The organism is Chryseobacterium bernardetii, assembly GCF_003815975.1.
GTDB lineage: Bacteria > Bacteroidota > Bacteroidia > Flavobacteriales > Weeksellaceae > Chryseobacterium > Chryseobacterium bernardetii.
Map to the genome: position 1 here is coordinate 3,224,544 of NZ_CP033932.1, position 23,489 is coordinate 3,248,032.

21 protein-coding genes are annotated in these 23,489 nt (G+C 36.6%); 15 read left to right on the plus strand and 6 right to left on the minus strand.

The window, feature by feature from the left end; translation table 11 throughout:
- The first annotated feature begins 16 nt into the window (after positions 1 to 16).
- From argC to argH, 6 genes are all read left to right on the plus strand, one after another.
- Complete coding sequence (gene argC, locus EG339_RS14750) at positions 17 to 982, plus strand: N-acetyl-gamma-glutamyl-phosphate reductase (RefSeq protein ID WP_123870735.1); 966 nt, start codon at positions 17 to 19, stop codon at positions 980 to 982.
- 72 nt (positions 983 to 1,054) lie between these two features.
- Positions 1,055 to 2,200 (plus strand): aspartate aminotransferase family protein, encoded by a 1,146-nt coding sequence (locus tag EG339_RS14755; protein WP_123870736.1) that lies wholly within the window; start codon positions 1,055 to 1,057, stop codon positions 2,198 to 2,200.
- A gap of 197 nt (positions 2,201 to 2,397) precedes the next feature.
- Positions 2,398 to 3,357: a Rossmann-fold NAD(P)-binding domain-containing protein gene (locus tag EG339_RS14760; protein ID WP_123870737.1), complete on the plus strand. Its 960-nt coding sequence runs from the start codon at positions 2,398 to 2,400 to the stop codon at positions 3,355 to 3,357.
- A gap of 117 nt (positions 3,358 to 3,474) precedes the next feature.
- Positions 3,475 to 4,269, plus strand: a complete 795-nt coding sequence (gene argB, locus EG339_RS14765) for an acetylglutamate kinase (protein ID WP_123870738.1) — start codon at positions 3,475 to 3,477, stop codon at positions 4,267 to 4,269.
- On the plus strand, positions 4,244 to 5,326 hold the full coding sequence (locus tag EG339_RS14770; RefSeq protein ID WP_123870739.1) for a M20 family metallo-hydrolase: 1,083 nt from the start codon (positions 4,244 to 4,246) through the stop codon (positions 5,324 to 5,326). Before argB ends, EG339_RS14770 begins: the two co-directional genes overlap by 26 nt.
- Positions 5,327 to 5,639: 313 nt before the next feature.
- On the plus strand, positions 5,640 to 6,944 hold the full coding sequence (gene argH / locus EG339_RS14775) for an argininosuccinate lyase (RefSeq protein WP_123870740.1): 1,305 nt from the start codon (positions 5,640 to 5,642) through the stop codon (positions 6,942 to 6,944).
- 184 nt (positions 6,945 to 7,128) lie between these two features.
- Here the strand turns inward: argH and EG339_RS14780 are convergent, their stop codons facing one another.
- Complete coding sequence (locus tag EG339_RS14780) at positions 7,129 to 7,590, minus strand: Lrp/AsnC family transcriptional regulator (RefSeq protein ID WP_045495405.1); 462 nt, start codon at positions 7,588 to 7,590, stop codon at positions 7,129 to 7,131.
- A gap of 240 nt (positions 7,591 to 7,830) precedes the next feature.
- Here EG339_RS14780 and EG339_RS14785 point away from each other — a divergent pair, with 240 nt between their 5' ends.
- The 9 genes from EG339_RS14785 (at position 7,831) to EG339_RS14825 (ending at position 20,394) form a co-directional block, all read left to right on the plus strand.
- The gene (locus EG339_RS14785) at positions 7,831 to 8,721 is read left to right on the plus strand and encodes an aspartate carbamoyltransferase catalytic subunit (RefSeq protein ID WP_123870741.1); all 891 of its coding nucleotides are present in this window, start codon (positions 7,831 to 7,833) and stop codon (positions 8,719 to 8,721) included.
- 146 nt (positions 8,722 to 8,867) lie between these two features.
- Positions 8,868 to 9,950, plus strand: a complete 1,083-nt coding sequence (locus EG339_RS14790; RefSeq protein WP_123870742.1) for a carbamoyl phosphate synthase small subunit — start codon at positions 8,868 to 8,870, stop codon at positions 9,948 to 9,950.
- Positions 9,951 to 9,961: 11 nt separating this feature from the next.
- Positions 9,962 to 10,321: a four helix bundle protein gene (locus EG339_RS14795; RefSeq protein ID WP_123870743.1), complete on the plus strand. Its 360-nt coding sequence runs from the start codon at positions 9,962 to 9,964 to the stop codon at positions 10,319 to 10,321.
- A 49-nt stretch (positions 10,322 to 10,370) separates the two neighbouring features.
- Positions 10,371 to 13,550, plus strand: a complete 3,180-nt coding sequence (gene carB / locus EG339_RS14800) for a carbamoyl-phosphate synthase large subunit (protein ID WP_123870744.1) — start codon at positions 10,371 to 10,373, stop codon at positions 13,548 to 13,550.
- Between the two features lie 447 nt (positions 13,551 to 13,997).
- Entirely contained in the window at positions 13,998 to 14,780 is a 783-nt protein-coding gene (locus EG339_RS14805; protein ID WP_123870745.1) for a hypothetical protein, read from the plus strand.
- A gap of 125 nt (positions 14,781 to 14,905) precedes the next feature.
- The gene (locus tag EG339_RS14810; RefSeq protein ID WP_123870746.1) at positions 14,906 to 15,403 is read left to right on the plus strand and encodes a hypothetical protein; all 498 of its coding nucleotides are present in this window, start codon (positions 14,906 to 14,908) and stop codon (positions 15,401 to 15,403) included.
- Between the two features lie 203 nt (positions 15,404 to 15,606).
- Positions 15,607 to 17,778 (plus strand): TonB-dependent siderophore receptor, encoded by a 2,172-nt coding sequence (locus EG339_RS14815; RefSeq protein ID WP_123870747.1) that lies wholly within the window; start codon positions 15,607 to 15,609, stop codon positions 17,776 to 17,778.
- A 302-nt stretch (positions 17,779 to 18,080) separates the two neighbouring features.
- Complete coding sequence (locus EG339_RS14820) at positions 18,081 to 19,355, plus strand: PepSY-associated TM helix domain-containing protein (RefSeq protein ID WP_123870748.1); 1,275 nt, start codon at positions 18,081 to 18,083, stop codon at positions 19,353 to 19,355.
- Positions 19,339 to 20,394: an alpha/beta hydrolase gene (locus EG339_RS14825; RefSeq protein WP_123870749.1), complete on the plus strand. Its 1,056-nt coding sequence runs from the start codon at positions 19,339 to 19,341 to the stop codon at positions 20,392 to 20,394. The genes EG339_RS14820 and EG339_RS14825 overlap by 17 nt, the downstream gene beginning before the upstream one ends.
- A gap of 81 nt (positions 20,395 to 20,475) precedes the next feature.
- Here the strand turns inward: EG339_RS14825 and EG339_RS14830 are convergent, their stop codons facing one another.
- From EG339_RS14830 to EG339_RS14850, 5 genes are all read right to left on the minus strand, one after another.
- On the minus strand, positions 20,476 to 20,925 hold the full coding sequence (locus tag EG339_RS14830) for a MarR family winged helix-turn-helix transcriptional regulator (protein WP_123870750.1): 450 nt from the start codon (positions 20,923 to 20,925) through the stop codon (positions 20,476 to 20,478).
- A complete protein-coding gene (locus EG339_RS14835; RefSeq protein WP_123870751.1) occupies positions 20,926 to 21,339 on the minus strand; it encodes an EVE domain-containing protein in 414 nt (137 codons plus the stop codon).
- A complete protein-coding gene (locus EG339_RS14840) occupies positions 21,336 to 21,755 on the minus strand; it encodes an SRPBCC family protein (RefSeq protein WP_123870752.1) in 420 nt (139 codons plus the stop codon). The genes EG339_RS14835 and EG339_RS14840 overlap by 4 nt, the downstream gene beginning before the upstream one ends.
- A 113-nt stretch (positions 21,756 to 21,868) precedes the next feature.
- Complete coding sequence (locus EG339_RS14845) at positions 21,869 to 22,279, minus strand: hypothetical protein (protein WP_123870753.1); 411 nt, start codon at positions 22,277 to 22,279, stop codon at positions 21,869 to 21,871.
- Between the two features lie 170 nt (positions 22,280 to 22,449).
- A complete protein-coding gene (locus EG339_RS14850; protein WP_123870754.1) occupies positions 22,450 to 23,454 on the minus strand; it encodes a hypothetical protein in 1,005 nt (334 codons plus the stop codon).
- Between the last annotated feature and the right edge of the window lie 35 nt (positions 23,455 to 23,489).

Consider the following 23,489-nt stretch of genomic DNA (forward strand, 5'->3'; position numbering starts at 1 on the left):
TTCTGTCAGTTTAAAAATGAAGAAAACAGTAGGAATAGTTGGAGCTAACGGTTATACAGGAAGCGAATTAATACGCTTACTGGCTTTTCATCCCCATGTGACATTGAGTTTTTTATATAGTCGTTCGAATTCGGGGACAAGAATTTCGGATCTGTACCCGGATTTAACGACAGTTTGTGAAATGGTGCTGACAGACCAGCCTGAAGAAGTAGATATTCTTTTTCTATGTCTTCCTCATAAAGAAAGCCAGAACTGGTTAACTCAGAACCCGGTTAAAGAAGAAACGCTGGTTATTGATTTAGGAAATGACTTCCGTTTGGATGGAAATTTTGAAAGCAGAGATTTTATCTACGGACTGCCTGAAATCAATAAAAAACAACTGTCGGGTTCAAAAAGCATTGCCAATCCGGGATGTTTTGCAACAGCTATTCAGTTGGCATTATTACCATTGGCAGAAAAGGAATCTTTGGATGAGGTTTTTACTACGGGAATTACAGGTTCCACAGGAGCAGGGCAGTCTTTACAGCCGACAACCCATTTTACCTGGAGGAATGATAATGTGTCGGCTTATAAAACATTGACTCATCAGCATGTAGACGAAATTTTGAAACAAATAGTTTTGTTTAACCATAAAAATGTCAGCCTGAATTTTGTTCCATGGAGAGGGGATTTTGCAAGAGGGATTTTTACAAGTTCTACGGTGAAAACAGATTTGGGACTTTCTGACATTTACCAATTGTATAAGGATTTTTATGAAGAGGCACCTTTTGTTACGGTAAGTGAAAAAGCAATTGATTTAAAGCAGGTTGTCAATACCAATCGCTGTGTGATTCAGATTGAAAAGAGTGGAAATGTTGCCGTTATTCACTCAGCGATTGACAATTTGTTGAAAGGGGCTTCTGGGCAGGCTGTACAAAACATGAACATCGCAATGGGCTGGGAAGAAAATGCAGGTTTGAATTTGAAACCGATAGCATTTTAAATAATTAATAAGCCAGTCTTCCAGGTCTTGAACTTTTGTTTTAAGACAAAAGAAAAATAAAAAAACAAAAAAATGAATTTATTCAACGTATATCCATTATTCAACATACATCCGGTTAAAGCTCTGGGGTCTTTCCTTTGGGATGATAAAGGAGAACAATATCTTGATTTTTACGGAGGTCATGCCGTTATTTCTATCGGGCACAATCATCCGCATTATCAAAACAAATTAAAAGAACAGTTAGAGAAGATTTCCTTTTATTCTAATTCTGTTCAGAATGAACTGCAGGTAGAACTGGCTGACAAGCTGGGAAAACTGTCAGGGTATGAAGACTACAATCTTTTTCTGTGTAATTCAGGAGCAGAAGCTAATGAAAATGCATTGAAGTTAGCTTCTTTTCACAATGGAAAAAGCAAAGTGCTTTATTTCTCAGGATCATTTCACGGAAGAACTTCCGCAGCAGTTTCTGTAACGGATAATCCGAAGATTGTTGCTCCGGTAAACTTTTCAGAACGATTCATTAAATCAGAATGGAATGATATCAAGCAGCTTGAAGAAATCTTTGCCGTACACGGAAGTGAAATTTCCTCTGTAATTATTGAAGGAATTCAAGGAGTAGGGGGAATTATGATTCCAACCCAGGAATTTTTATCCAAAATTAAAAAACTGTGTGAGAAATTTGATGCTGTTCTGATTCTGGATGAAGTGCAGTCAGGATACGGAAGAAGTGGGTATTTCTTTGCTCATCAGGAATTTGCCATTGAAGCAGATATTATCACTACAGCTAAAGGAATGGGGAATGGATTTCCGGTTGCCGGAGTTTTAATTCACCCTAAATTTAAGGCTAGCAATGGTTTGCTGGGAACAACATTTGGAGGGAATCATTTAGCTTGTGTAGCTTCTATTGCGGTTCTGGATGTGATGAAGGACGAAAATCTCATCGAAAATGCCCAACAGATGGGAGCGTATATTGAAAATGAAATTAAAGGGTTACCACATATTAAATCTATCCGAAGGAAAGGATTGATGATCGGAATAGAACTCGACAGGGACTGTTCAGAAGTAAGGAAAAGCTTACTGTTTGATCATCATATCTTCACCGGAAACTCTAATGATAAAACCGTGTTGAGAATTCTTCCGGCACTCAATATCAGAAAAGAGGAAACGGATCTTTTTATCAATGCTTTGAAAACAGTATTGGAAAACATTGAAGACTAAAGGTTAGAAGCCAGGCCTCAAATAATAAAAGGAAGATAAATTTTAACACAATATTTGTTATTCCAGGGACCTGAACAGAGTGATTAGGCTTTTAAAATCTTTAAATCACAAAAGTCATAAAGAGCTGAAGTATGCTTAAATAAAACTTTTGTGGTTAGTTAACAATGAATAGGTAGTAATCTTTAAATCAATTCAAAATGAAAAAATTCACTGCTGTAAGTGATGTAGAAAACTTACAGGAAATCATAAAAAAAGCTTTGGAAATAAAAGCGAACCCGCTTTCAGAAACAGAAAAAGGAAAGGGGAAAACCATTGGACTTGTATTTTTAAATTCAAGCCTGAGAACCCGTTTGAGCAGTCAGATTGCAGCGCAGAACCTCGGTTTAAATGTATTGACATTAAACGCAGCACAGGAAGCATGGAATCTTGAGTTTGCTGATGGAGCAGTAATGAATGGAGATACGGTAGAACACATTAAAGATGCTATTGAGGTTTTAAACCAATATTGTGATATCATTGCGGTACGTTGCTTTGCAGGAATGAAAAGCAAGGAAGATGATGTGAATGAAAGTATTCTGAGCCAGTTTGAGCAACACGCGAAAGTACCTGTTGTGTCTTTGGAATCAGCAACCCGCCACCCGCTGCAAAGCCTGGCAGATTGTATTACCATTACAGAAAACTGGAAGAAAGAACATAAACCGAAAGTAGTTTTAACCTGGGCACCGCACATTAAGCCGATTGCTCATGCAGTAGGAAACTCTTTTGCAGAATGGATGCAGGAAATGGATGTTGAGTTGGTAATCACTAACCCTGAAGGCTATGATCTGGATCCTGCTTTCACAAAAGATACAAAAGTGATTCACAATCAGGAGGAAGCTTTGAAAGATGCAGACTTTATTTATGTGAAAAACTGGTCTTCTTTTGACGATTACGCTGCAATGCCTGAAGTAAAAGGTGATTGGATGCTTACTAATGAAAAACTGGCCAATACCAACCAGGCAAAAGTAATGCACTGTCTTCCGGTTCGTCGTAATGTAGAATTAAGTGATGAAGTAATGGATGGAGAAAATTCAATCATTTACCAGCAGGCAAAGAACCGTATTTTTTCAGCACAGGCTGTTTTCAGTGAAATTTTGAATGAATTAAATACTGATTAATAATCCTGTCACAAAGAAGGTAAATCTAACCAGAGAAAATAATCCAATGAGTCCCGGAGGGACGCTTTAATCCTAAGATAGGAATTTATTCCTGTTAATTCTAAATGTAAAATAAAAATGAAACAGAAAATATACATCATAAAAATAGGCGGGGCGCTCATTGATGATGAACGATTACTGGATCAGTTTTTAGATCAGTTTTCCGAAATTAAAGAGAAGAAGATCCTTGTGCATGGCGGAGGGAAGTTAGCTACAACACTGGCTGATAAACTCGGTATTGAGCAGAAGATGATTAATGGAAGGAGGATTACGGATAAAGATACATTGGATATTGTAACGATGGTATATGCCGGCGGAATCAACAAAAACATTGTTGAGAAACTGCAGCAGAAGAAATGTAATGCCATAGGGTTTTCCGGAGCAGATGGGAATCTGATTAAAGCTAAGAAAAGAGAGCATCCTGAAATAGACTTCGGATTTGTAGGAGATATCAATAAGAAGAGTGTGAATAGAAAGCTCATCTCAAAATTGATGAAGCTGGATCTTATTCCTGTTTTTTCTGCAATTACCCACGATAAAAAGGGGAATCTTTTCAATACCAATGCAGATACTATTGCTTCTGTAATGGCTCAGGCTTTATCTGAGAAATATGATGTGGAACTGCTGTATTGTTTTGATAAGCAGGGGGTTTTGGAAAATGTGGATGATCCGGAATCTCTTATCAAAAGTATTTCTGAAGATGATTTTGCCACATTGAAAGAAGAAGGAAAGCTTCATAAAGGGATTTTACCCAAATTAGAGAATGCTCTCGGAGCAATAAAGAATAATGTAAATAAAGTGTTTCTGATTAAAGAAACAGAGCTGAAAAACCATATAGAGAATCATCATGCAGGAACTGAAATCTGTTTATAATAAAGAAGAATTATTGAATAATGCAGTTGAGCTGCTTAAAAAGCTGATTGAAATTCCTTCATTCAGTAAAGATGAATTCAATACATCGGTGGAAATTGAAAACTTTTTCAAGAAACACCAGATCCCAACCAAGCGTTTTAAAAACAATATCTGGGCGGTGAATAAAAATTTTGATGTGTTTAAACCATCCGTTTTACTGAACACACATCACGATACGGTAAAGCCCAATAAAGCTTATACGCTGGATCCGTTTGTTCCGGTTGAAAAAGATGGCAAGCTGTTCGGTTTGGGAAGTAATGATGCCGGAGCTTCTCTGGTTTCTATGGCGCAGGTTTTTTTACATTTTTATGATAAAGAAGATTTAGAATATAATTTAGTGATAGCGTTGACGGCAGAGGAGGAGATTTCAGGTTTTGACGGAATTGAGGCTCTGTTTCCACAGTTACCCAATATAGAACTTGCCATTGTAGGAGAACCCACGCAGATGAATCTGGCAATTGCTGAAAAAGGACTGTTGGTGATTGACGGAGAGATGAAAGGAACTCCTTCTCATGCTGCTCATCCTAATGATGACAACTCCATTGTAAAATGTATGGAGGATCTGCAGGGAATTTTGAACTTTAAGTTTCCAAAGGTTTCTGATTATCTGGGAGAAGTCAAAGTAACCCTTTCAGGAATTCATGCCGGGGTGCAGCATAATGTAGTGCCGGAATCCTGCCATTTCACATTGGATGTAAGGGTAACAGATGAGTATTCCAACAAAGAAGCTTTTGAAATTATCCAGTCTCAGATGAAATCAACGCTTACTGCAAGGTCTTTCAGGTTAAATTCATCCAAAATAGAAATGGATCATCCGTTTGTGAAAGCAGGATTGGAAATAGGAAGGACAACCTATGGCTCACCAACATCATCAGATCAGGCAATTATTCCATGCACATCTGTAAAATTGGGGCCTGGTGACAGTAGGCGCTCTCATACGGCAGATGAATTCATCTATATCAGTGAAATAGAAGAAGGAATTGATATCTATATCCAGATTTTGGAAAAGGTGTTATAACAACAGGAGAGTAGGAAGATAGAAGAAAAGGGGGTATTATAGTTTACGATTAACTTTCAGCCTCTAGCTTTATGCTTCCAGCTTACAATATATTTTGACTACGCTCAGCAGGCATTAAAGTTTCGTTTTTAATAAAGATTTATGCAAAAAATACCATTAGAAAGAGACTTTACATAATAAGGAAATGTTTTTTTATAGTTAATAGTAATAAGGATCGCCTTGCTGGGCCAGTCAAAATCAATTAAATATTTTAAATCGGACTGTGATGAAATCGGAAAACGATAATACAGTCTTAGAAAATCAAAACTTACTTATGAAAAAAATATGGCAAAAGGACGACCTGGCCACCAATATATTAGTCAATAACTTTACCGTAGGAAAGGATCTTGACTTTGATGAACGTTTGGCGAAATATGATGTCAAAGGTTCCATGGCACATTGTAAAATGCTGGCAGAAACCGGAATTATTTCTCAAGAAGAATCTGAGCAGATGCTGGCAGTATTAAACGATATTTTACAGGAAATTGAAAACGGCAATTTTGAAATTGATAAAGAAGCTGAGGATATCCATTCTCAGGTAGAAGCCATCCTGATTACAAAGTTAGGAGACATAGGAAAGAAAATCCACACGGCAAGATCAAGAAACGATCAGGTTTTACTGGATATTAAACTTTATTTATTGGATGAGATCCGTGAGATCACAGCGCTTACTGATGAGTTTTTCCAGATTCTGATCAAATTGGCAGATCAGCATAAAAATGTATTGCTTCCTGGGTATACCCATTTGCAGATTGCTATGCCTTCTTCTTTCGGATTATGGTTTGGGGCATATGCAGAAGCTCTTTTGGATGATGTTGAAATGTTGTTTTCAACCAAGAATATCATTAATAAGAATCCATTAGGTTCAGCAGCAGGTTATGGTTCGTCTTTCCCGATCAACCGTGAAAGTACAACATATAATCTTGGATTTCAATCCATGAATTATAATTCGGTATATGCTCAGATGACCCGTGGAAAATCAGAGAAGCTTCTGGCCATGTCAATGGCAACTTTAGCAGGAACACTTGGAAAGTTTGCCTATGATGTATGTCTTTATCTGAATCAGAATTTTGATTTCATAAGCTTTCCTAAAGAATTTACAACAGGAAGCAGTATTATGCCTCATAAAAAGAACCCGGATATTTTTGAGCTTGTTCGTGCACGTTGTAATAGAATCCAGGCCTTACCGAATGAATTGATCCTGTTAACCAGTAACCTTCCGTCAGGATATCACAGAGATGTGCAGCTTACTAAGGAAATTCTTTTCCCTGCCATTGATTCATTAAAAGAATGTCTGGAAATTTTAAGCTATACCTTACCGAATATCCAGGTAAAAGATGGAATTCTTGAGGATGAAAAGTATAAATACCTGTTCAGTGTAGAAAAGATTAATGAAGAAGTGAAAAATGGAAGTTCCTTCCGTGATGCATATGTAAAAGTAGGGCAGGAGATTGAAAATAATGAGTTTGAATTCGAACCGGGCGCTTTGGATCATACTCACCAGGGAAGTATAGGAAATCTTTGCTTGGATAAAATAGAATACCAGTTCAATAAACTGAAGAATAAATTATTGGGTTAAAATCTGAACCATTAAGATAATAAAGGCTTAAGCGAACATAAACAATCTGAATTACTTTAGATCGCCTATGTTTTATCGTTGTGAAATCCTTAAATCTTAATTGCTTAAGCCGTCTTAATGGTTGGATTTTTATTTTGCTCTTTGAATTTGATGATTGTAATAAAGGACCAAAAAGGTTCTTGAATTATTCAAGATCAATCTTGAACTTGGTAGATTTTTTTACCTCATGAAGAACGATGGAACTGTGATACTGACCGATATTGGGAATGTTTGAAATAACATTGACGGCAAACTCATTGTAAGAGTTGATGTCTTTGGCAATAATCTTCAACATGTAATCATACTCTCCGGAAAGGCTGATGATTTCCTGTACTTCATCATATTTTCCAATATGCTTCTCAAAAGTCTCCAATACTTTCTTAGACTGTTCTTTAAGACGTACATTGCAGTAAACTACAATGTTCAGACCCAACTTTTCGCGGTTTAAAAGACCTACATACTTCTGAATGATCCCCTGCTTCTCCAATTGTTTGATCCTTTCATACGTTGGAGTAAAGGTAAGACCTATCTTTTCTGAAATTTCTTTCACTGATAAAGTAGAGTCTTCCTGTATAATGCTGAGAATCATTTTGTCTTTTAAATCCATAGAATAAAGTTGTGTTGTAACAAAAATATTAATTTTAAATGAGAATAAGGAAATACTCAGGGTTTTAATTTATTTTAAACTTTGGTTTTGTAGGTTCATAAAATTGTTGTATCTTTGCACCTAATGAATAAAAAAGCATTTATATCATTAGATTTACCGGGCGAAAGCGCTCTTTACGATATTTATTGTTATTAGCGAAGATTGTTGTCTTCGCTTTTTTTATGCTCAAAAATTAAGATTATGTTTACGATTACAGAACTAAGTACCGAGAAAATCAACAGTATAGTGACAGAAGCATTAGCTTTCAGAAATGGGAAAACTGCTAAAATTGAAGGCGAAGTTTTTTGCTCCAATCTTTTCTTTGAAGACAGCACAAGAACAAAGACAAGCTTTGATATTGCAGAAAGAAAATTAGGATTGCAGGTTGTTCCCTTTGATGCCTCGCACAGTTCTGTAAATAAAGGAGAAAGTCTTTATGATACTGTTAAGACCATTGAAAGCCTTGGGGTAAACCTTGTAGTGATCAGAGATAAGAAGGACAGGTATTTTGAGGAGCTGAAAAATATTAAAATTCCTGTAATCAATGGCGGAGACGGAACAGGAAACCACCCTTCACAATGTATGCTGGATCTGATGACGATCTATCAGGAATTCGGAAAGTTTGAAGGACTGAAAGTAGGAATTGTAGGAGATGTAAAACACAGCCGTGTGGCCAACTCCAATGCTGAAGCTTTAAGAAGATTAGGGGCTAAAGTATATTTCTCAGGACCTGAACAATGGTTTGATGAAGGGGCATTAATTAACGGAACTTACCTTTCAGTAGATGAACTGATCGCTGAAGTAGATGTTCTGATGCTATTGAGAATACAACATGAAAGACACGATGCCGCCATGAGCTTTACAGCATCTGACTATCATAAAAAATATGGACTGACTAAAGAAAGAGAACATGCCATGAAAAAAGAAGCAATCATCATGCACCCCGCACCTATCAACAGAGGAGTGGAAATAGACTCAGACCTGGTAGAATGCGAACGCTCAAGAGTCTTCAGGCAAATGGAAAACGGTGTTTTCGCCAGAATGGCCATCTTAAAAGATGCATTGGAAGAAAAAGGGTTTACTTTTAAATAAAGTGCCAGAGTAAGCGTAAAGGATGATGAGCTCCGTAGGAGCGGCCTGCTTATAGCCACGGGTAAAACCATGGAAGATAAAGAAGACAACAATTGTGACCCCTGTAAGGGTGACCTGTTAATAAAAAAGAAATCTAAATAAAAAAAATGAAGAAAAAATTAATACTGGAGTCCGGTGAAGTGTTTCATGGAGAAGGTTTCGGAGCAGAATTGGAAACTGCAGGGGAAGTAGTTTTCAATACCGGAATGACAGGGTATCAGGAATTGATCTCTGACCCATCGTATTGCGGTCAGATAGTTTGTATGACCTATCCGCTTATCGGGAATTATGGTATTAACCGTGATGATTATGAAAGTATTGAGCCGGCTATTAAAGGGCTTATCGTAAAAGAACTTTGCGACTTGCCTTCTAACTTCCGTACTCAGATTACTTTAGATGAATTATTTAAGAAGAAAAAACTTTCAGGAATTTCAGGAATTGATACAAGAAGACTAACAAGAATTCTTCGTAACTCCGGAGTTGTGAAAGGAAAAATTGTGAATGCCGATGCGGATGAAGCCGCTACAGCCGCAGAGCTAAAAACAACCACTTTCCCGATCAATCAGGTGGAAGAGGTTTCTACTAAAACACCTTATGCAAATCCTAACAGAGGTTTCAAAGTAGTATTGGTAGATTTTGGTGCCAAATTAGGAATCATCAGAGAATTATCTCAAAGAAACTGTGATATCATTGTGGTTTCTCAGGATACAACAGCAGAAGAAATCCTATTGATGGATCCAGACGGCATCATGCTTTCAAACGGTCCCGGTGACCCGGAAGATGTACCTCATGCATTAGATATGATCCGTGGATTATTAGGAAAAGTTCCAATCTTCGGTATCTGTTTAGGGCACCAGCTAATTGGTCTTGCCTGTGGAGCAAAAACCTTTAAATTAAAATTCGGACACAGAGGAGGAAACCACCCTGTATTGGATTTAGAGAAAAACAAAGTGGCCATCACTTCTCAAAACCACGGGTACGCAGTAGATCAGGAAAGTTTAAAAGGAACAGACCTTATAGAAACACATATCGCTCTAAACGACAGAACGAACGAAGGTTTGAGACACAAAATCCACCCTTGCTTCTCTGTTCAGTATCACCCTGAAGCAAGCCCGGGTCCTGAAGATGCAAACTACCTGTTTGATGAGTTCATTGATTTAATGTACCAATTTAAAAATGTACCAGTTTAACAATAATTAAAATGATCAATTTCGAAAACAATCCTTTAATTGAAAAAAACGTTAAATTCTCATTAGACATTATAGAATTCTGCGAATTATTGGAAAGTAAGAAGAAATTTATTATTGCTAAACAGTTATTACGTTCGGAAACGAGTATTGGCGCAAATTCTTTTGAAGCACAAAATCCATACAGTAAAAAAGATTTTGTGAATAAAATTAAAATTGCTGCTAAAGAGCTTGAAGAAACAAAATATTGGTTATATCTGTGTAAACATTCTCAAAGTTATCCATTTGATGAAAAATTGGAAACACAGATTATAGAAATTGGAAAGATTATTTATAAAATTTTAAGCACGAGTTTATCAAATGAAAACGGATAGTAACATTGTTACACTGTTAGATTGATAAATTGTTACATTTTAAACCCCTATGAAAAGAAACGATATAAAAACAATTTTAGTAATCGGTTCAGGACCTATCATCATCGGTCAGGCAGCTGAATTTGATTACGCAGGAACGCAGGCTTGTCTGTCTTTAAAAGAAGAAGGCTACAAAGTAATTCTGATCAATTCAAACCCTGCAACGATCATGACGGATGTGGAAATCGCTGATAAAGTATATATTGAGCCGATTTCATTACAGTTTGTAAGCCACATCATCAGAAAAGAGCGTCCAGATGCATTATTACCAACACTGGGAGGACAAACTGGTCTTAACATGGCGGTAGAACTTGAAAAATCAGGAATTCTTGAAGAATGCAAAGTGGAAGTATTGGGAACTAAGCTTTCTGCCATCAACAGAGCAGAAGACAGAGACCTTTTCCGTGAACTGATGAGAGAACTGAATGAGCCGGTTCCTGAATCTGACATCGTAAACACAGTAGAAGGAGCATTATCATTCGCTGATGAGATCGGATATCCTGTAATTGTTCGTCCTGCCTTTACAATGGGAGGAACAGGTGGAGGTATTGCTTCCAATGAAGCAGAATTAAAAGAAATTGCTGAATTGGGCCTAAAACACAGCCCGGTTACGCAGTGTCTTATCGAGAAATCAATTGCAGGTTTCAAAGAAATAGAGTACGAAGTAATGCGTGATGCAAACGACAACGCCATTGTGGTTTGTAACATGGAAAATATTGACCCGGTAGGAGTTCACACAGGAGATTCTATCGTAGTGGCACCTTCTCAGACCCTTTCAGACAGAGAGTATCAGTTACTGAGAAACGCTTCTTTAAAAATCATCAGAGCATTAGGAATTGAAGGAGGTTGTAACGTACAGTTAGCATTAGACCCGCATTCATTCAACTACTATATCATCGAGGTAAACCCTAGAGTATCCCGTTCATCAGCTTTAGCAAGTAAAGCAACAGGATACCCGATTGCGAAGATTGCAGCAAAAATTGCTGTAGGATTAACGCTGGATGAGATTATGAACCCGGTAACAGGCAAAACATACGCATGTTTTGAGCCGGCTCTGGACTATGTGGTTACTAAATTCCCAAGATTCCCATTCGATAAATTCGAAACGGCAGACAGAAGACTTTCCACTCAGATGAAAGCAACCGGGGAAGTAATGGCGATCGGAAGAAACCTTGAAGAATCTTTACAGAAAGCAATCCGTTCACTAGAAACAGGAATCAAACATTTAGGATTAAAAACTAAGCAGGCTCAGGCACTTACAGCAGAGGAAATCGAAAGACGAATCAGAGTATGTGATGATGAGAGATTATTTATCATTGGAGATGCTTTAAGAAGAGGATACGACTGGGAACAAATCGTAGAATGGAGTAAAATTGATAAATTCTTCATTTGGAAACTGAAAAAACTGGTTGATTTCGAAAAAGTAATCGCTGCCAATAAGTTTGATAAAGAAACTCTAATTGAAGCGAAAAGATTAGGTTTTGCAGATATCAATATTGCAGTTCTTTGGGATGTAAAAGAACGTGAGGTATTCAACTTCAGAAAAGAAAATGGAGTAATGCCGGTGTACAAAATGGTAGACACCTGCGCTGCAGAGTTTGAAAGTGAAACGCCTTACTTCTACGGAACTTACGAAGAAGAAAATGAAAGCGTAGTTTCAGACAAGGAGAAGATCATCGTTCTGGGTTCAGGACCTATCAGAATCGGGCAGGGAGTTGAGTTTGACTACGCAACTGTTCACTCAGTATGGGCAATCAAAGAAATGGGTTACGAAGCGATCATCATCAACAATAACCCTGAAACTGTTTCTACAGACTTCTCTATCTCAGATAAATTATACTTCGAGCCACTTACGGAAGAAGATGTAATGAACATCATCGAACTTGAAAAACCAAAAGGAGTAGTAGTACAGTTTGGTGGCCAAACTGCCATCAACCTTGCAGATAAATTAGCTTCTCACGGAGTACAGATTTTAGGAACTTCATTAGAAGACCTTGACAGAGCTGAAAACAGAGATAAATTCGAAAAAGCACTTCAGGAATTGGGAATTCCTCAGCCCAAAGGAAGAACTTCCACTTCAAAAGAAGAAGCCATTAAGATTGCAAATGAAATTGGTTACCCGGTATTGGTACGTCCAAGCTACGTTTTGGGAGGTAGAGCAATGGAAATTGTATACGCAGAGTCAGAATTGGCTCACTATATGGAACATGCGGTAGATGCAAGCCCTGAACATCCGGTTTTGGTTGACAAGTACATGGTAGGGAAGGAAATTGAAGTAGATGCCATCTGTGACGGTGAAACAGTAGTGATTCCAGGAATTATGGAGCACATCGAAAGAGCAGGAGTTCACTCCGGAGACTCTATTGCAGTATACCCGCCACAGAATATTTCTCAGAGTGAAATTGATACCTTGGTAGATTATACCCAGAGATTGGCAAAAGGATTAAACGTAATCGGGTTAATGAATATCCAGTACGTTCTTTTCGAAGGAAATGTATATGTGATTGAAGTAAACCCACGTTCTTCAAGAACAGTTCCGTTCCTATCCAAAATCACAGACGTTCCGATGGCTAACCTTGCAACGAAAGCGATCTTAGGACAGAAATTAGCAGATCTTGGTTATAAAAACGGATTGGTACCCAATAAAGAAGGTGTTTTTGTAAAAGTTCCGGTATTCTCTTTCTCAAAACTGACAAAAGTTGATATCTCTTTAGGCCCTGAAATGAAATCGACAGGAGAGGTTATGGGGAAAGATACTACTTTGGAAAAAGCCCTTTACAAAGGATTGGTAGCTGCTGGCAGAAAAGTTCCGATGCACGGTTCTATTCTGTTCACAGTAGCAGATAAGCATAAAGAAGAAGCGGCTGATCTGGCAGCAAGGTTCCATGAAGTTGGTTTCGGGATCTGGGCTACAGAAGGAACAGCAAAATTCTTCGAAGAAAAAGGTATCCCTTGCAAAATAGGATACAAGATAGGAGAAGAAGACGTAAACCTTATAGATCTGATCCAGAAAGGAAAAGTGCAGTATGTGGTAAACACCACTACAAAAGGTAAACAGGCAGAAAGAGACGGATTCCAGATCAGAAGAATGAGTGTGGAAAACGGAGTTCCTTGTTTAACTTCAATGGATACGGTGGAAGCCATTCTAAAAGTAATCGAAAGCATGAGCTTCAAAATGGAGACCATGTAATTTCGAAAAGCAATATTCAAAATCCCGTAAGTTTTCTTGCGGGATTTTTTTATGGAAGCAACTTATAAATCAAGGTATTCTATTATTTTTACAAAAGCCATCTAAGCTAAAATATAATGAGTCATCACAAGATTCTTAGATCTTGTTTTCTTCCGGATATTGAAATATACTTTCTTATTAATGTTCAAAAATAAACCTAACAGGTTTCAAAAACCTGTTAGATTGTATCTGAAGCCAAAATAACCTTTCAGATTTCTTTAATTCTTATTTTATTGTCTCCTGAGTAGTAAAAGATACTACTGGAATTGAATCTGTTCAAAAGAATATTGGACATTATGATTGAAAACATTGAATTGTTAGGTTGGGTTGTTATGATAATCATCGGCATAAAATAATTTTATAAGACTAATCTAAACCGTATCTTCGTATATAGATATCTACAGCACCATGAAATACAAATATTTACTTTACGTTTCGTTATTGACAATTATTTCTTGTAATCAACCTGACCAAAGAAATTCTGTAACTCCAAAAAGATCAGTTACTTTAGCATCCGTAAACAATCAAGTTGGGAAAGAAATATCCTGGAAAGGATTCCTGAATGGGAAAACTCCTGTATTTATTCACTACCAGCTGGATGGTAATATAATTGTTGGCGAAATTACCTACCTGAATACTAAAAATAAATTGCCAATAACGCTTTTAGGAACCATTGACAGTGATAATAACTACAGGATTTTAGAATTTGAGAAATCCGGAAATATAACGGGTGTCATTACCGGAAAACCAGCAGAAGACGTTTTTAAAGGAAGCTGGTTTTCACCAAAAACCAGAAAGGAGCTTGCACTCAATCTTGTAAAGAAGGATACTGCTCTTGTTTCAAAGAAAATAGAAACAAAATTAGAGGATTTGTATGGGCATTATCATTACCAGTACAGTGAAGAAGGATATCAGGGAGATTTGGTAATTAGAAAATTCCCGGATTCAAAAGCTGTTTTTGGAATAACATCAGTTACAGGAGCGCCGGGAAGAAATCTTGCGCAAATAGATGATGACACAATCAGCCTTAAAACAACCGGTTTTACTTATAAATTGCCTGATACAGATGATTGCGAATTTAATGTGAAATTCTACAAAGGATTTGCTGTTGTTCAGTATACACAGGGAGTATGCAGCGGACAATTCGGAATGAATGCCACAGTTGAAGGGATATATCTCAAGACAAAATGATCATAAAGTAAACTATTTAATTTTTTTTGCTGATTTATGCAAGAGGTTGTAAATTAGAGGATCATAAATAAATTATTTCAGAATTATAATTACCTGATCTGATTTTATTAAACTATACAACAACCATGGCAGAATATTACGCAAAATCCAATGATTCTTTATCCTTTGAACTCAATAAGGACGATCAGTTAATAGGAAAGCTTATTTATAAAAACTGGTTCAGGTTTAATGCTGAAATAGAAACTTCAAATCATTTTTATCTTATAGAACCAAAAGGTTTTTGGGGAACTACCATTGAACTGAAAGATCAGGATAAAGTTCTTTTAAAATTCAGGATGAATTGGAATGGTGAAATAGTGATACAAACTTACTTTGATGGCGTAAAAGACAGTTTTGCTTTTAAGCACAGAGGAATATTCAAAGAAGCATTCGTACTCACAGATCAGGAGGGCATTGAACTTTTTGTAATAAAGCCCCATCTTAAATGGAGTTCCATGAACTATGAATACCATATTGCAACCTCCGACAGTTTTGAAGGATTTTCAAATAAAGACCTGTTGTTATTTACTTCATTACACTGTGCCAATTATTATATGTCTATGATGGTGGCTGCTATTGTATAACAACTTAAAACAATACAGAACATACTTTTCTATCAGAATATAGGATGAACATTTCATCTGTGAATGAAATAAAGGGTTTTCGGGTTTCCGGGAACCCTTTATTTATAGGCTTTTTTGCCAAATGAGATTTATGATTTCCATCATGTTTTTATTTAGAATTAATAAAAATAAAGTACATTTGCGGCACTAAGCTTAATTATAAAATGAAAAAAACTATTATTTCTGCATCATTACTGGCAGTCACCATGTTAAGAGCACAGGAAAGCGACACCTTAAAAGTAGCCGAGATCCAGTCAGTGTCTTTAAAAGGAACCCATAATTACAGAACCAGAAAGTCAGAATCAGTGGCAAGACTTCCATTAGAAAACCTTGAAAACCCAACGGTTTATAACCTTGTTCCTAAAGAAATTATCAGTGAAATGAATGCCACTGATTTCAATACGGCAATGGCATCAGCACCAGGGGTAGTGGTAAGCAATAGTGTGAACGACAGTGGTAATGATATTTTCCTGCGAGGCTTCAGTTCCAATGCCAGTTTTAGAAACGGATTGATACAGAACCCAAGAGTACAGTCGGAAATTGCCAATATTGAAAGAGTAGAAGTCATCAAAGGACCATCAGGAACATTATTTGGGGGAACTTTGGCCAATTATGGAGGAGTTGTAAATATTGTAACCAAAAAACCACAGGAAAACTTCGGTGGAATCATCAGTTACACTACAGGAAGCTGGGGAATGAACAGGATTACTGCAGATGTGAATACCCCTTTAAACAAAGAAAAAACAGCATTGGCAAGATTCAATGTTGCAGCTTATTCTCAGGATTCTTTCCAGGATGCAGGATACAACAAAGGAGTTTTCTTTTCAGGAAGTATTTTATATAAAGTAAGTGAAAAAACTATGGTAACTTTAGACACAGAGTTCCACGCACCGGAAAAAACATTGAATGCCTATGTAAGACAGTCGGAAAAATTGACTTATCATTCTATGAAAGATCTTGAAGCCATTCATGGAAGGTCATTTACCAGTAATGATGTCGGATCAAAGAGAACCCATTTTGTAACCATGGCTGAAGTTACCCATAAATTCAATGACCAATGGATTTCCAGAACTTCCTATCAAAGAGGAGAAGCCAATGAAAAAGAATCTATCTTTTTGGTTTTAAATTATTTGGATAATAACAGGGTAAGCCGAAGTATCCGCCCTTTTGATAACTATAAAATTACAACAGACAATATTCAGCAGAATTTTATTGGTGACTTTAAGATAGGTAATCATAGAAACAGATTGGTTGTAGGATTGGATTATTTCCACCAAACCGGTAAAAACCAATATCCCGTATTTACAGTAGGTAAAAATACCAACTCAGCCTTTGCTCCTTATCCTTTAAATGGGGTAATTGGAGATTCTTACGGTACAGAGAAAGGAAATGACATTGTTCAATTAAACGCTACTTCTGATTGGACTCCTATTTCCCGCGATGTAGTAAAAAAACTTCCAAGAACGGCCACAAAATATGAAATTGCCCAATACAGTACATACAGCGCCTATATTTCCAATGTATTGAATGTTACAGATAATTTGCTTGTAATGGCGAGCTTAAGAATGGATCATTACAAAAATGATGATATTAAAAGAAATGGAGTAAACGGGACCGAAGGCTACAGTCAAACTCAGTTTTCTCCAAAATTTGGTTTAGTATATGAAATTAAAAAAGATGAAATTTCATTCTTTGCTAATTATGTGAACGGATTTAAAAATATTGCTCCGGGGCCCAATCAGGATGGAATTCTTACTCAATGGGATCCTGAACAGGGAAACCAGTTTGAGGCCGGCTTTAAACTGGACCTGTTCGCTAAAAAGCTACTGTCAACGGTTTCGTATTACAATATGAGAATCAAAAACAGAGTAATTGCTGATCCGGGAGGATTGGGAAGCAGACAGGATGGCAATATCAAAAATCAGGGATTTGAAATAGATCTTGTTATCAATCCGGTAAAAGGATGGAATATTGTAGGTGGCTATGGGTTCAATGACAACCGTTATGATGACAGAACTAAAGATGCCGGAAAAAGAGTGGCCTGGGCACCTAAACACGTTGCTAATCTATGGACGAGTTATAAAATTATGGATGGAACCTATGAAGGGCTCGGCTTCGGTGCAGGATTTAATTTTGTAGATAAAACATATATTAATATCACAAACCATTTTCTGGCACCAGCCTATACAACAGTGGGTGCAACCATTTTCTATGACAAGAAAAAATACAGAATTGGCCTGAAAATGAACAATGCATTAAATGAAACCTATTGGAACTTCTACGGGCAGCCACAAAAACCGAGAGAATTCTTAGCCAACTTCGCATTTAAATTCTAATACCTTTAAAAAACAAAAACATTGTCTCAACCTTAAAGTTGATTGGAAAAACGCAAAGGAGTAAAAAAATCAAGGTTTTCAACAGGAAATAGCTCATCCGTACATCGATTTTTACAGATTAAATAGATTATGTCATTTGTTTTGAAACATCTGCATAATCTGTATATTCTGCGAAAGATAATAGTACAGCCTATAATTATATCGAAGATAAAATCTTTACACTCTTACAGCACAAACATGTTACAGGGCCTCGCTCCCTTGCGTCTTCCAGCAGCAATCACATAAAGGCAACACATTCAGATATGGAAAATAAAAAAACTAACCCCAGGAAAAGACAAGGAAAATCCTTTACCAAAAGAATTACAGGATGGCTCCATCTGTGGCTCGGGCTTGTTTCCGGGATTATAGTACTTACCGTTACACTTTCAGGAACAGTTTTCGTATTCTGTGACGAGATTGTTGATCTTTGTGCCGGAAGTGCCAGATATATTCACGTTCCGGCTCATGCCAAAAAAATGACACCGGAAGAACTGCTTGTCAGATTTCATGAACAGGTTCCAGATAGAAAAGCTTTTTATTTTGATACCTACAGGCAGGCAGACAGGACTTTTCGTGTGGCTTCAGCCACTAAGCCTCCAAAAGATAAGAATGAAAAAAAGGTCCAAAAGACTAAAGGAAAAGAACATGGCCCAAGAGGGGTATTTGCCTACCATTATCTTGATCCTTACACCGGAAAAATTACGGGTTCTACCAAAAGCTATGAATTTTTTTATGTGGTAGCCCATATTCATGCACAGCTGCTAGCTGGAAAATTCGGAAAAACAGTAGTAGGAGTTGCTTCTATTATATTTTTCATTCAGTTAATAAGTGGTTTAATCCTCTGGTGGCCGAAAAAATGGAACAAAACAACGAAAACTGCGGCATTTAAAATAAAATCAGGAACCCAATGGCGCCGGAAAAATTACGATTTCCATAATGTTTTCGGGTTTTATTCACTTCTGCCTGCCGTATTTATTACCATTACAGGATTAATTATGGCCTATAAGGTGTTGACGGATCTTACTCAGGTTGCTTTCGGGGGAGTTCCGGATGCTCATAAGATTGCAGAAAAATATAAGCCGAAATATGACCCTGATAAAAAAGCATTGCCTTTTACAGATTTTATAGACCGGAGTTTTAAAGAAATTCCTCAGGCTCAGCAGGTAAGAATGAGTATTCCACGCAAAGATTCTGTAGCAGTTTACAATGTGGTAGCTGCTAAATTTATTGGTTTGAAAAGTATTATTGGCGGGGAAAAAAAGGAAGTCAATAAATATACCGGAGATGAAATTAATTATCCAAAAGAAGTTCTTATGCACGAAGAGATTGAACACACGAACTTTGATCTGCATGTGGGATATTGGGGCGGAATGTTCGGAAAGATTTTCACATTCATTATCGGAATCATCTGTACCAGCCTTCCGGTGACGGGTTTTCTCATTTGGTGGGGAAGAAAAAATAAATCAGGAAAAAAAGTAAAAGAAATTAAAAACATTCATCAACACAGAAAAGAATCACATCATGAACAATTGGTTTAAAATTTTATACGTATTTGCATTTTCATTTTTTACATTGGGTAAAGCCCAGGAAAAGCTTACTGTAGGAGAGAAGCAGACACTATTTTCAAAAGTTTTAAGAGAAAACAGAGAAATCTGGATCCATCTGCCTAAAACGTATAACGATACCACCATTAATCCGGCAAAATATCCGGTGATCTATCTTTTAGATGCCGAAAACAATTTCGGGTACTATGCCGGATTAACAGATTTTATTGCCAGAACTCCCTATGCCGATATTCCTGAATGTATTGTGGTTGGAATTAAAAATACAGAGCGTACAAGAGATCTTACCCCTACAAAATCTCAAAAGAAAAGCCCCGTAAATCCTGCTGTAACACTTTTTGCAGACAGTGGCGGAAGTGAAAACTTTATAAAATTCATACAGGAGGAACTGAAGCCTTTTATCAGTAAAAACTACAGGGCACAGGAGTATTCAGTGTTGGTAGGACATTCATTCGGAGGATTGTTTGCCATCAATGTTTTGCTTACCCATCCGGAATATTTCAATGCATATGTGGCCAATGATCCAAGTTTATGGTGGGATAATGAAATAACGATCTCCAGAACAAAAGATTATCTTGAAAAGAACAAAAACTTCCCTGCCGACAAATCTTTATATGTTTCCCAGGCAGATAACGAAGAGCAGCAGAAAAACTGGAATTCAGACATGACACAGGCTATTGAGAAATTTAAAGGTATGGCAGATAAAAACGGAACTTTGAACTATAAGCACACCTTTTTTGAAGGCGAAACCCACGGTACAGTTTCCTATCCTGGGAATTATGAAGCTTTAAAATTCATTTTCAAAGGTTTCAGAACAGATATTAAGCAGATTGCTAAAAATCCCGGCCTGCTGGAATCAGAATATAAAACGTTTTCAGGAAAGATGGGATCTGAGTTCAATCCTTCAGAATCCTACCTGAATGTGATTCTGAAGTTCATGAAAAGTAATGGCTTCAAAGAATCTGAAACCTATTTTATCAACCTTAAAGACAAGCTTTATCCTAAGGTTAAATAACTGAAATATACTATAAAGAAGATGAAAACGGGATACATTGATGCTGGACAATGTATCCCGTTTTTATTTAATTTTCAGTTATCAATATTTTAATAAACTTTGCAGGTTTCTGTTGAATTCCTGTTGTGAATTCTCAAGCTTTGAAAAGAACTCACGGTCAAAATTCTCAACAGCAATAACGGCCTTTTTAATGATTTTTTTTCCGGCGGCTGTTATTTCAATAGTTTTGGCCCTGGTATCTGTCACATGCTCTTTTCTGCTGATAAATTCCTTCTTTTGCAAGGCCCTCAATACCTGTGAAGTAGTCATAGGATCTATTTTGGTATGCTGAGAAAGTATGATCTGGGTAACTTCGGTTTTTTGAAGAGATAACCAATGAGTGTTGGCCAGAATAACAAATTGTGAATGAGTGAGATCAAACGGTGATAACGCTTTTTTAATTTCCCGCTGCCAGAGATTGGTAACCTGCCACAGTAAAAATCCGGAACTGTCTTCTGCTTTCTGTACACTGAATGTATTATCCTTATTCATTTAAATCATTTTTGAAGCAATTAAATTAAAGTCTTTTTCAGAGATTTCAAAATGTCCGTAGCGAAAAGGGTAGCCCCAGAATTTTTTATTCTCAATGAAATCAAGTTCATCAATCAATGGAATAATAGGACATTCCCTGCAGTCATAAAATTCTATATTTCTCCTGAACGGAATAAATGTTTCCGTCATCTGAAAAGAGTATGCCTCTTCATCCATTACTTTTCCTATAGCTGTGAAGCTTTGTAATTTCTCAGGACTATTCATTTTTATCTTGGAAGAATACACAATAATATAATCTCCTTTTTTCATTCGCTGTAATGGAGCTTTTTTTCCATGGCAAACCTGTATAAAGCTGCCTTCAACTCCCCGTTCAGTATGCTCTTTAGACACAGAGGCCATCCAGTACCGTATCATAATTTTTTTGCATTTTTAATTTGATTGGCAATATCTGCCGGAAGATGTTTTACAATATCATTCGCTACCAGTTTTATCCAAAGCTTAGATAATAAACCCTTAACGGTCATAGTAATCGTAATCTTTAAACCGTCTTCCGTTTCTTCATAAATGTGTTCTCCATACATTTTTGCCAGAGGAAATGAAGTTAAATCGGTGAACTTCAGGAAAGGGATCACTTCAATAAGTTTTATTTTTACTTTTGGGCCTCCTTTAGGTTTTAGAATAAAAAAGCTCCCTTCTTTAAACGCTCCCAAAAGGTTAGAGTATTCAACCGCATCATCCCAATCTTTCCAATGATTGATATCCGTTGTCAGTTTCCAGAGCTGTTCTTTTGTAACTTCTTTTGTGAATACTGAATATGATTTTTTCCACATAATATTATTTTATAAGCGCAAATATAGTAAGTGTACATATTAAATTACAATCGAAAAATGAGTGTTGGGTTAAATTAACTTCTAAATTGCTGTAAATTAGGTTGCTTTTTTGCTTAAATATCCTCTTTCATAAAATAAAGACAGGCGAAATTAAAAATTGCTATAGGAATCCAGAAAGGGGAAGCTAAAACTAATGCAAAAATGAATAAGGGAATAATTCCTTTTAATCCGGCAGTCATTATAGAGTCTGTAGGTAGGCGGTTAGCGATGGAAGTGAAAATACAGGCAATTAATAAGGAAGAGAGGCTTAATCCTGCTGAAATTCCTGCAATTTCCCACTGTTTGTAATGCTTGGGAACAACGTCCAGCCTATAAAATACAATTCCATAGATGATGAATACAAAAAGTGAAATAAGGATATTGTATAGGAAAGGTAAATTTGGAAATATAATAATTAGTATGATGTTGCCGATCAGTAAGTTGATGAAAACGCATAGCGTAAACAGCAGTATATTTTGTTTCATAATTGTGTTGTGTTTGGTGGCAAAATTACATTATTTTTTGATTCCGAAAGCAGGGTACATCAAAAAAGCAAACCTGTATATTCACAGATTTGCTTTTGAGTTTATTATCTTATAAATTTAGTATAGATAAATAATAGTGATTGAATTAATTCTGCATCAGAGTTGGTAACTTAATGTCTGTTATCACAATTAATGGTAAGTTCAGTTTTTTCTTTATCAAGGAATGTAATGGTATGACATCCGAAAGAAGGAGTAATGAAATTAAAGACCACTGGAGCTTTTCCTTTAAACAATCTGCCTGTCCATTGAGCATAATAATTCGTTTCCTCATCAGGCATTTTTTGAAGTGGAGTAAATTCGGCACCATCCCCAATGGTAAATGTTTTCTCAAATATCTTTTCATTATGGTCATCAATAACTACCAGCTTCCGTTCCTGAGGACCATATTCTTCAAGGAGATCCTGTATATAATAGGTAAGGTTTTCGTATTTATATTGGTAGGTACCGCCATATTTAAGTGTTGAACCGGAAAAATATTTTTTCTGAATATCAGCATCTGCTTTTTCCCATTTAATCATTTTCATTTTATTTTCTACAAATGGATTTTTGCTTCCGAAATAGGCAATCACATTCATATATTTATCAAAAATGTCGTTTCCTTTTTGGGTATCAACCTGGAATCCCACCATATAAGATTCTGCATCAACTTCATCTCCTTCAACGATATAAGGAGAGAGGTAAGCCACTGCTTTTAGTTTGCTTACAGGGATTTTTTGCAGTTTATTTGTTTCATAGTTGTAAAGATAAAGGGAATCATTTTCAGTGATATGGATGCCATCCAGCATTTTCTTCCTGTAAAGAGCGGGAAGCTCAATATAAGCCATCTTTTCGAAAGGAACTTCTTTTTGTTTTTTTAGAAAATCTGCAGGGATAGCATCTTTGCCATTGTAAATGTCGGATACAGAGATAAAAGAATCCATAAGATCTTTTCGCTGCATAGTGGAAACATTGTAAATATTGAAATTCTTAAAATCTATTTCCTCTTCTGCTTTAGCCGTTTTTACAGTATCTTTTATAATGGCTTGCTTATTCTGGACAGGTTGTTTGTCTTCCTTTTTACAACTTATAATCATCAGTTGTGAACATAAAAGCACTAAAGCTGTATTAATCTTCATGTTTAAGAATATTTGAATTTAATTTGTAGTAAGAC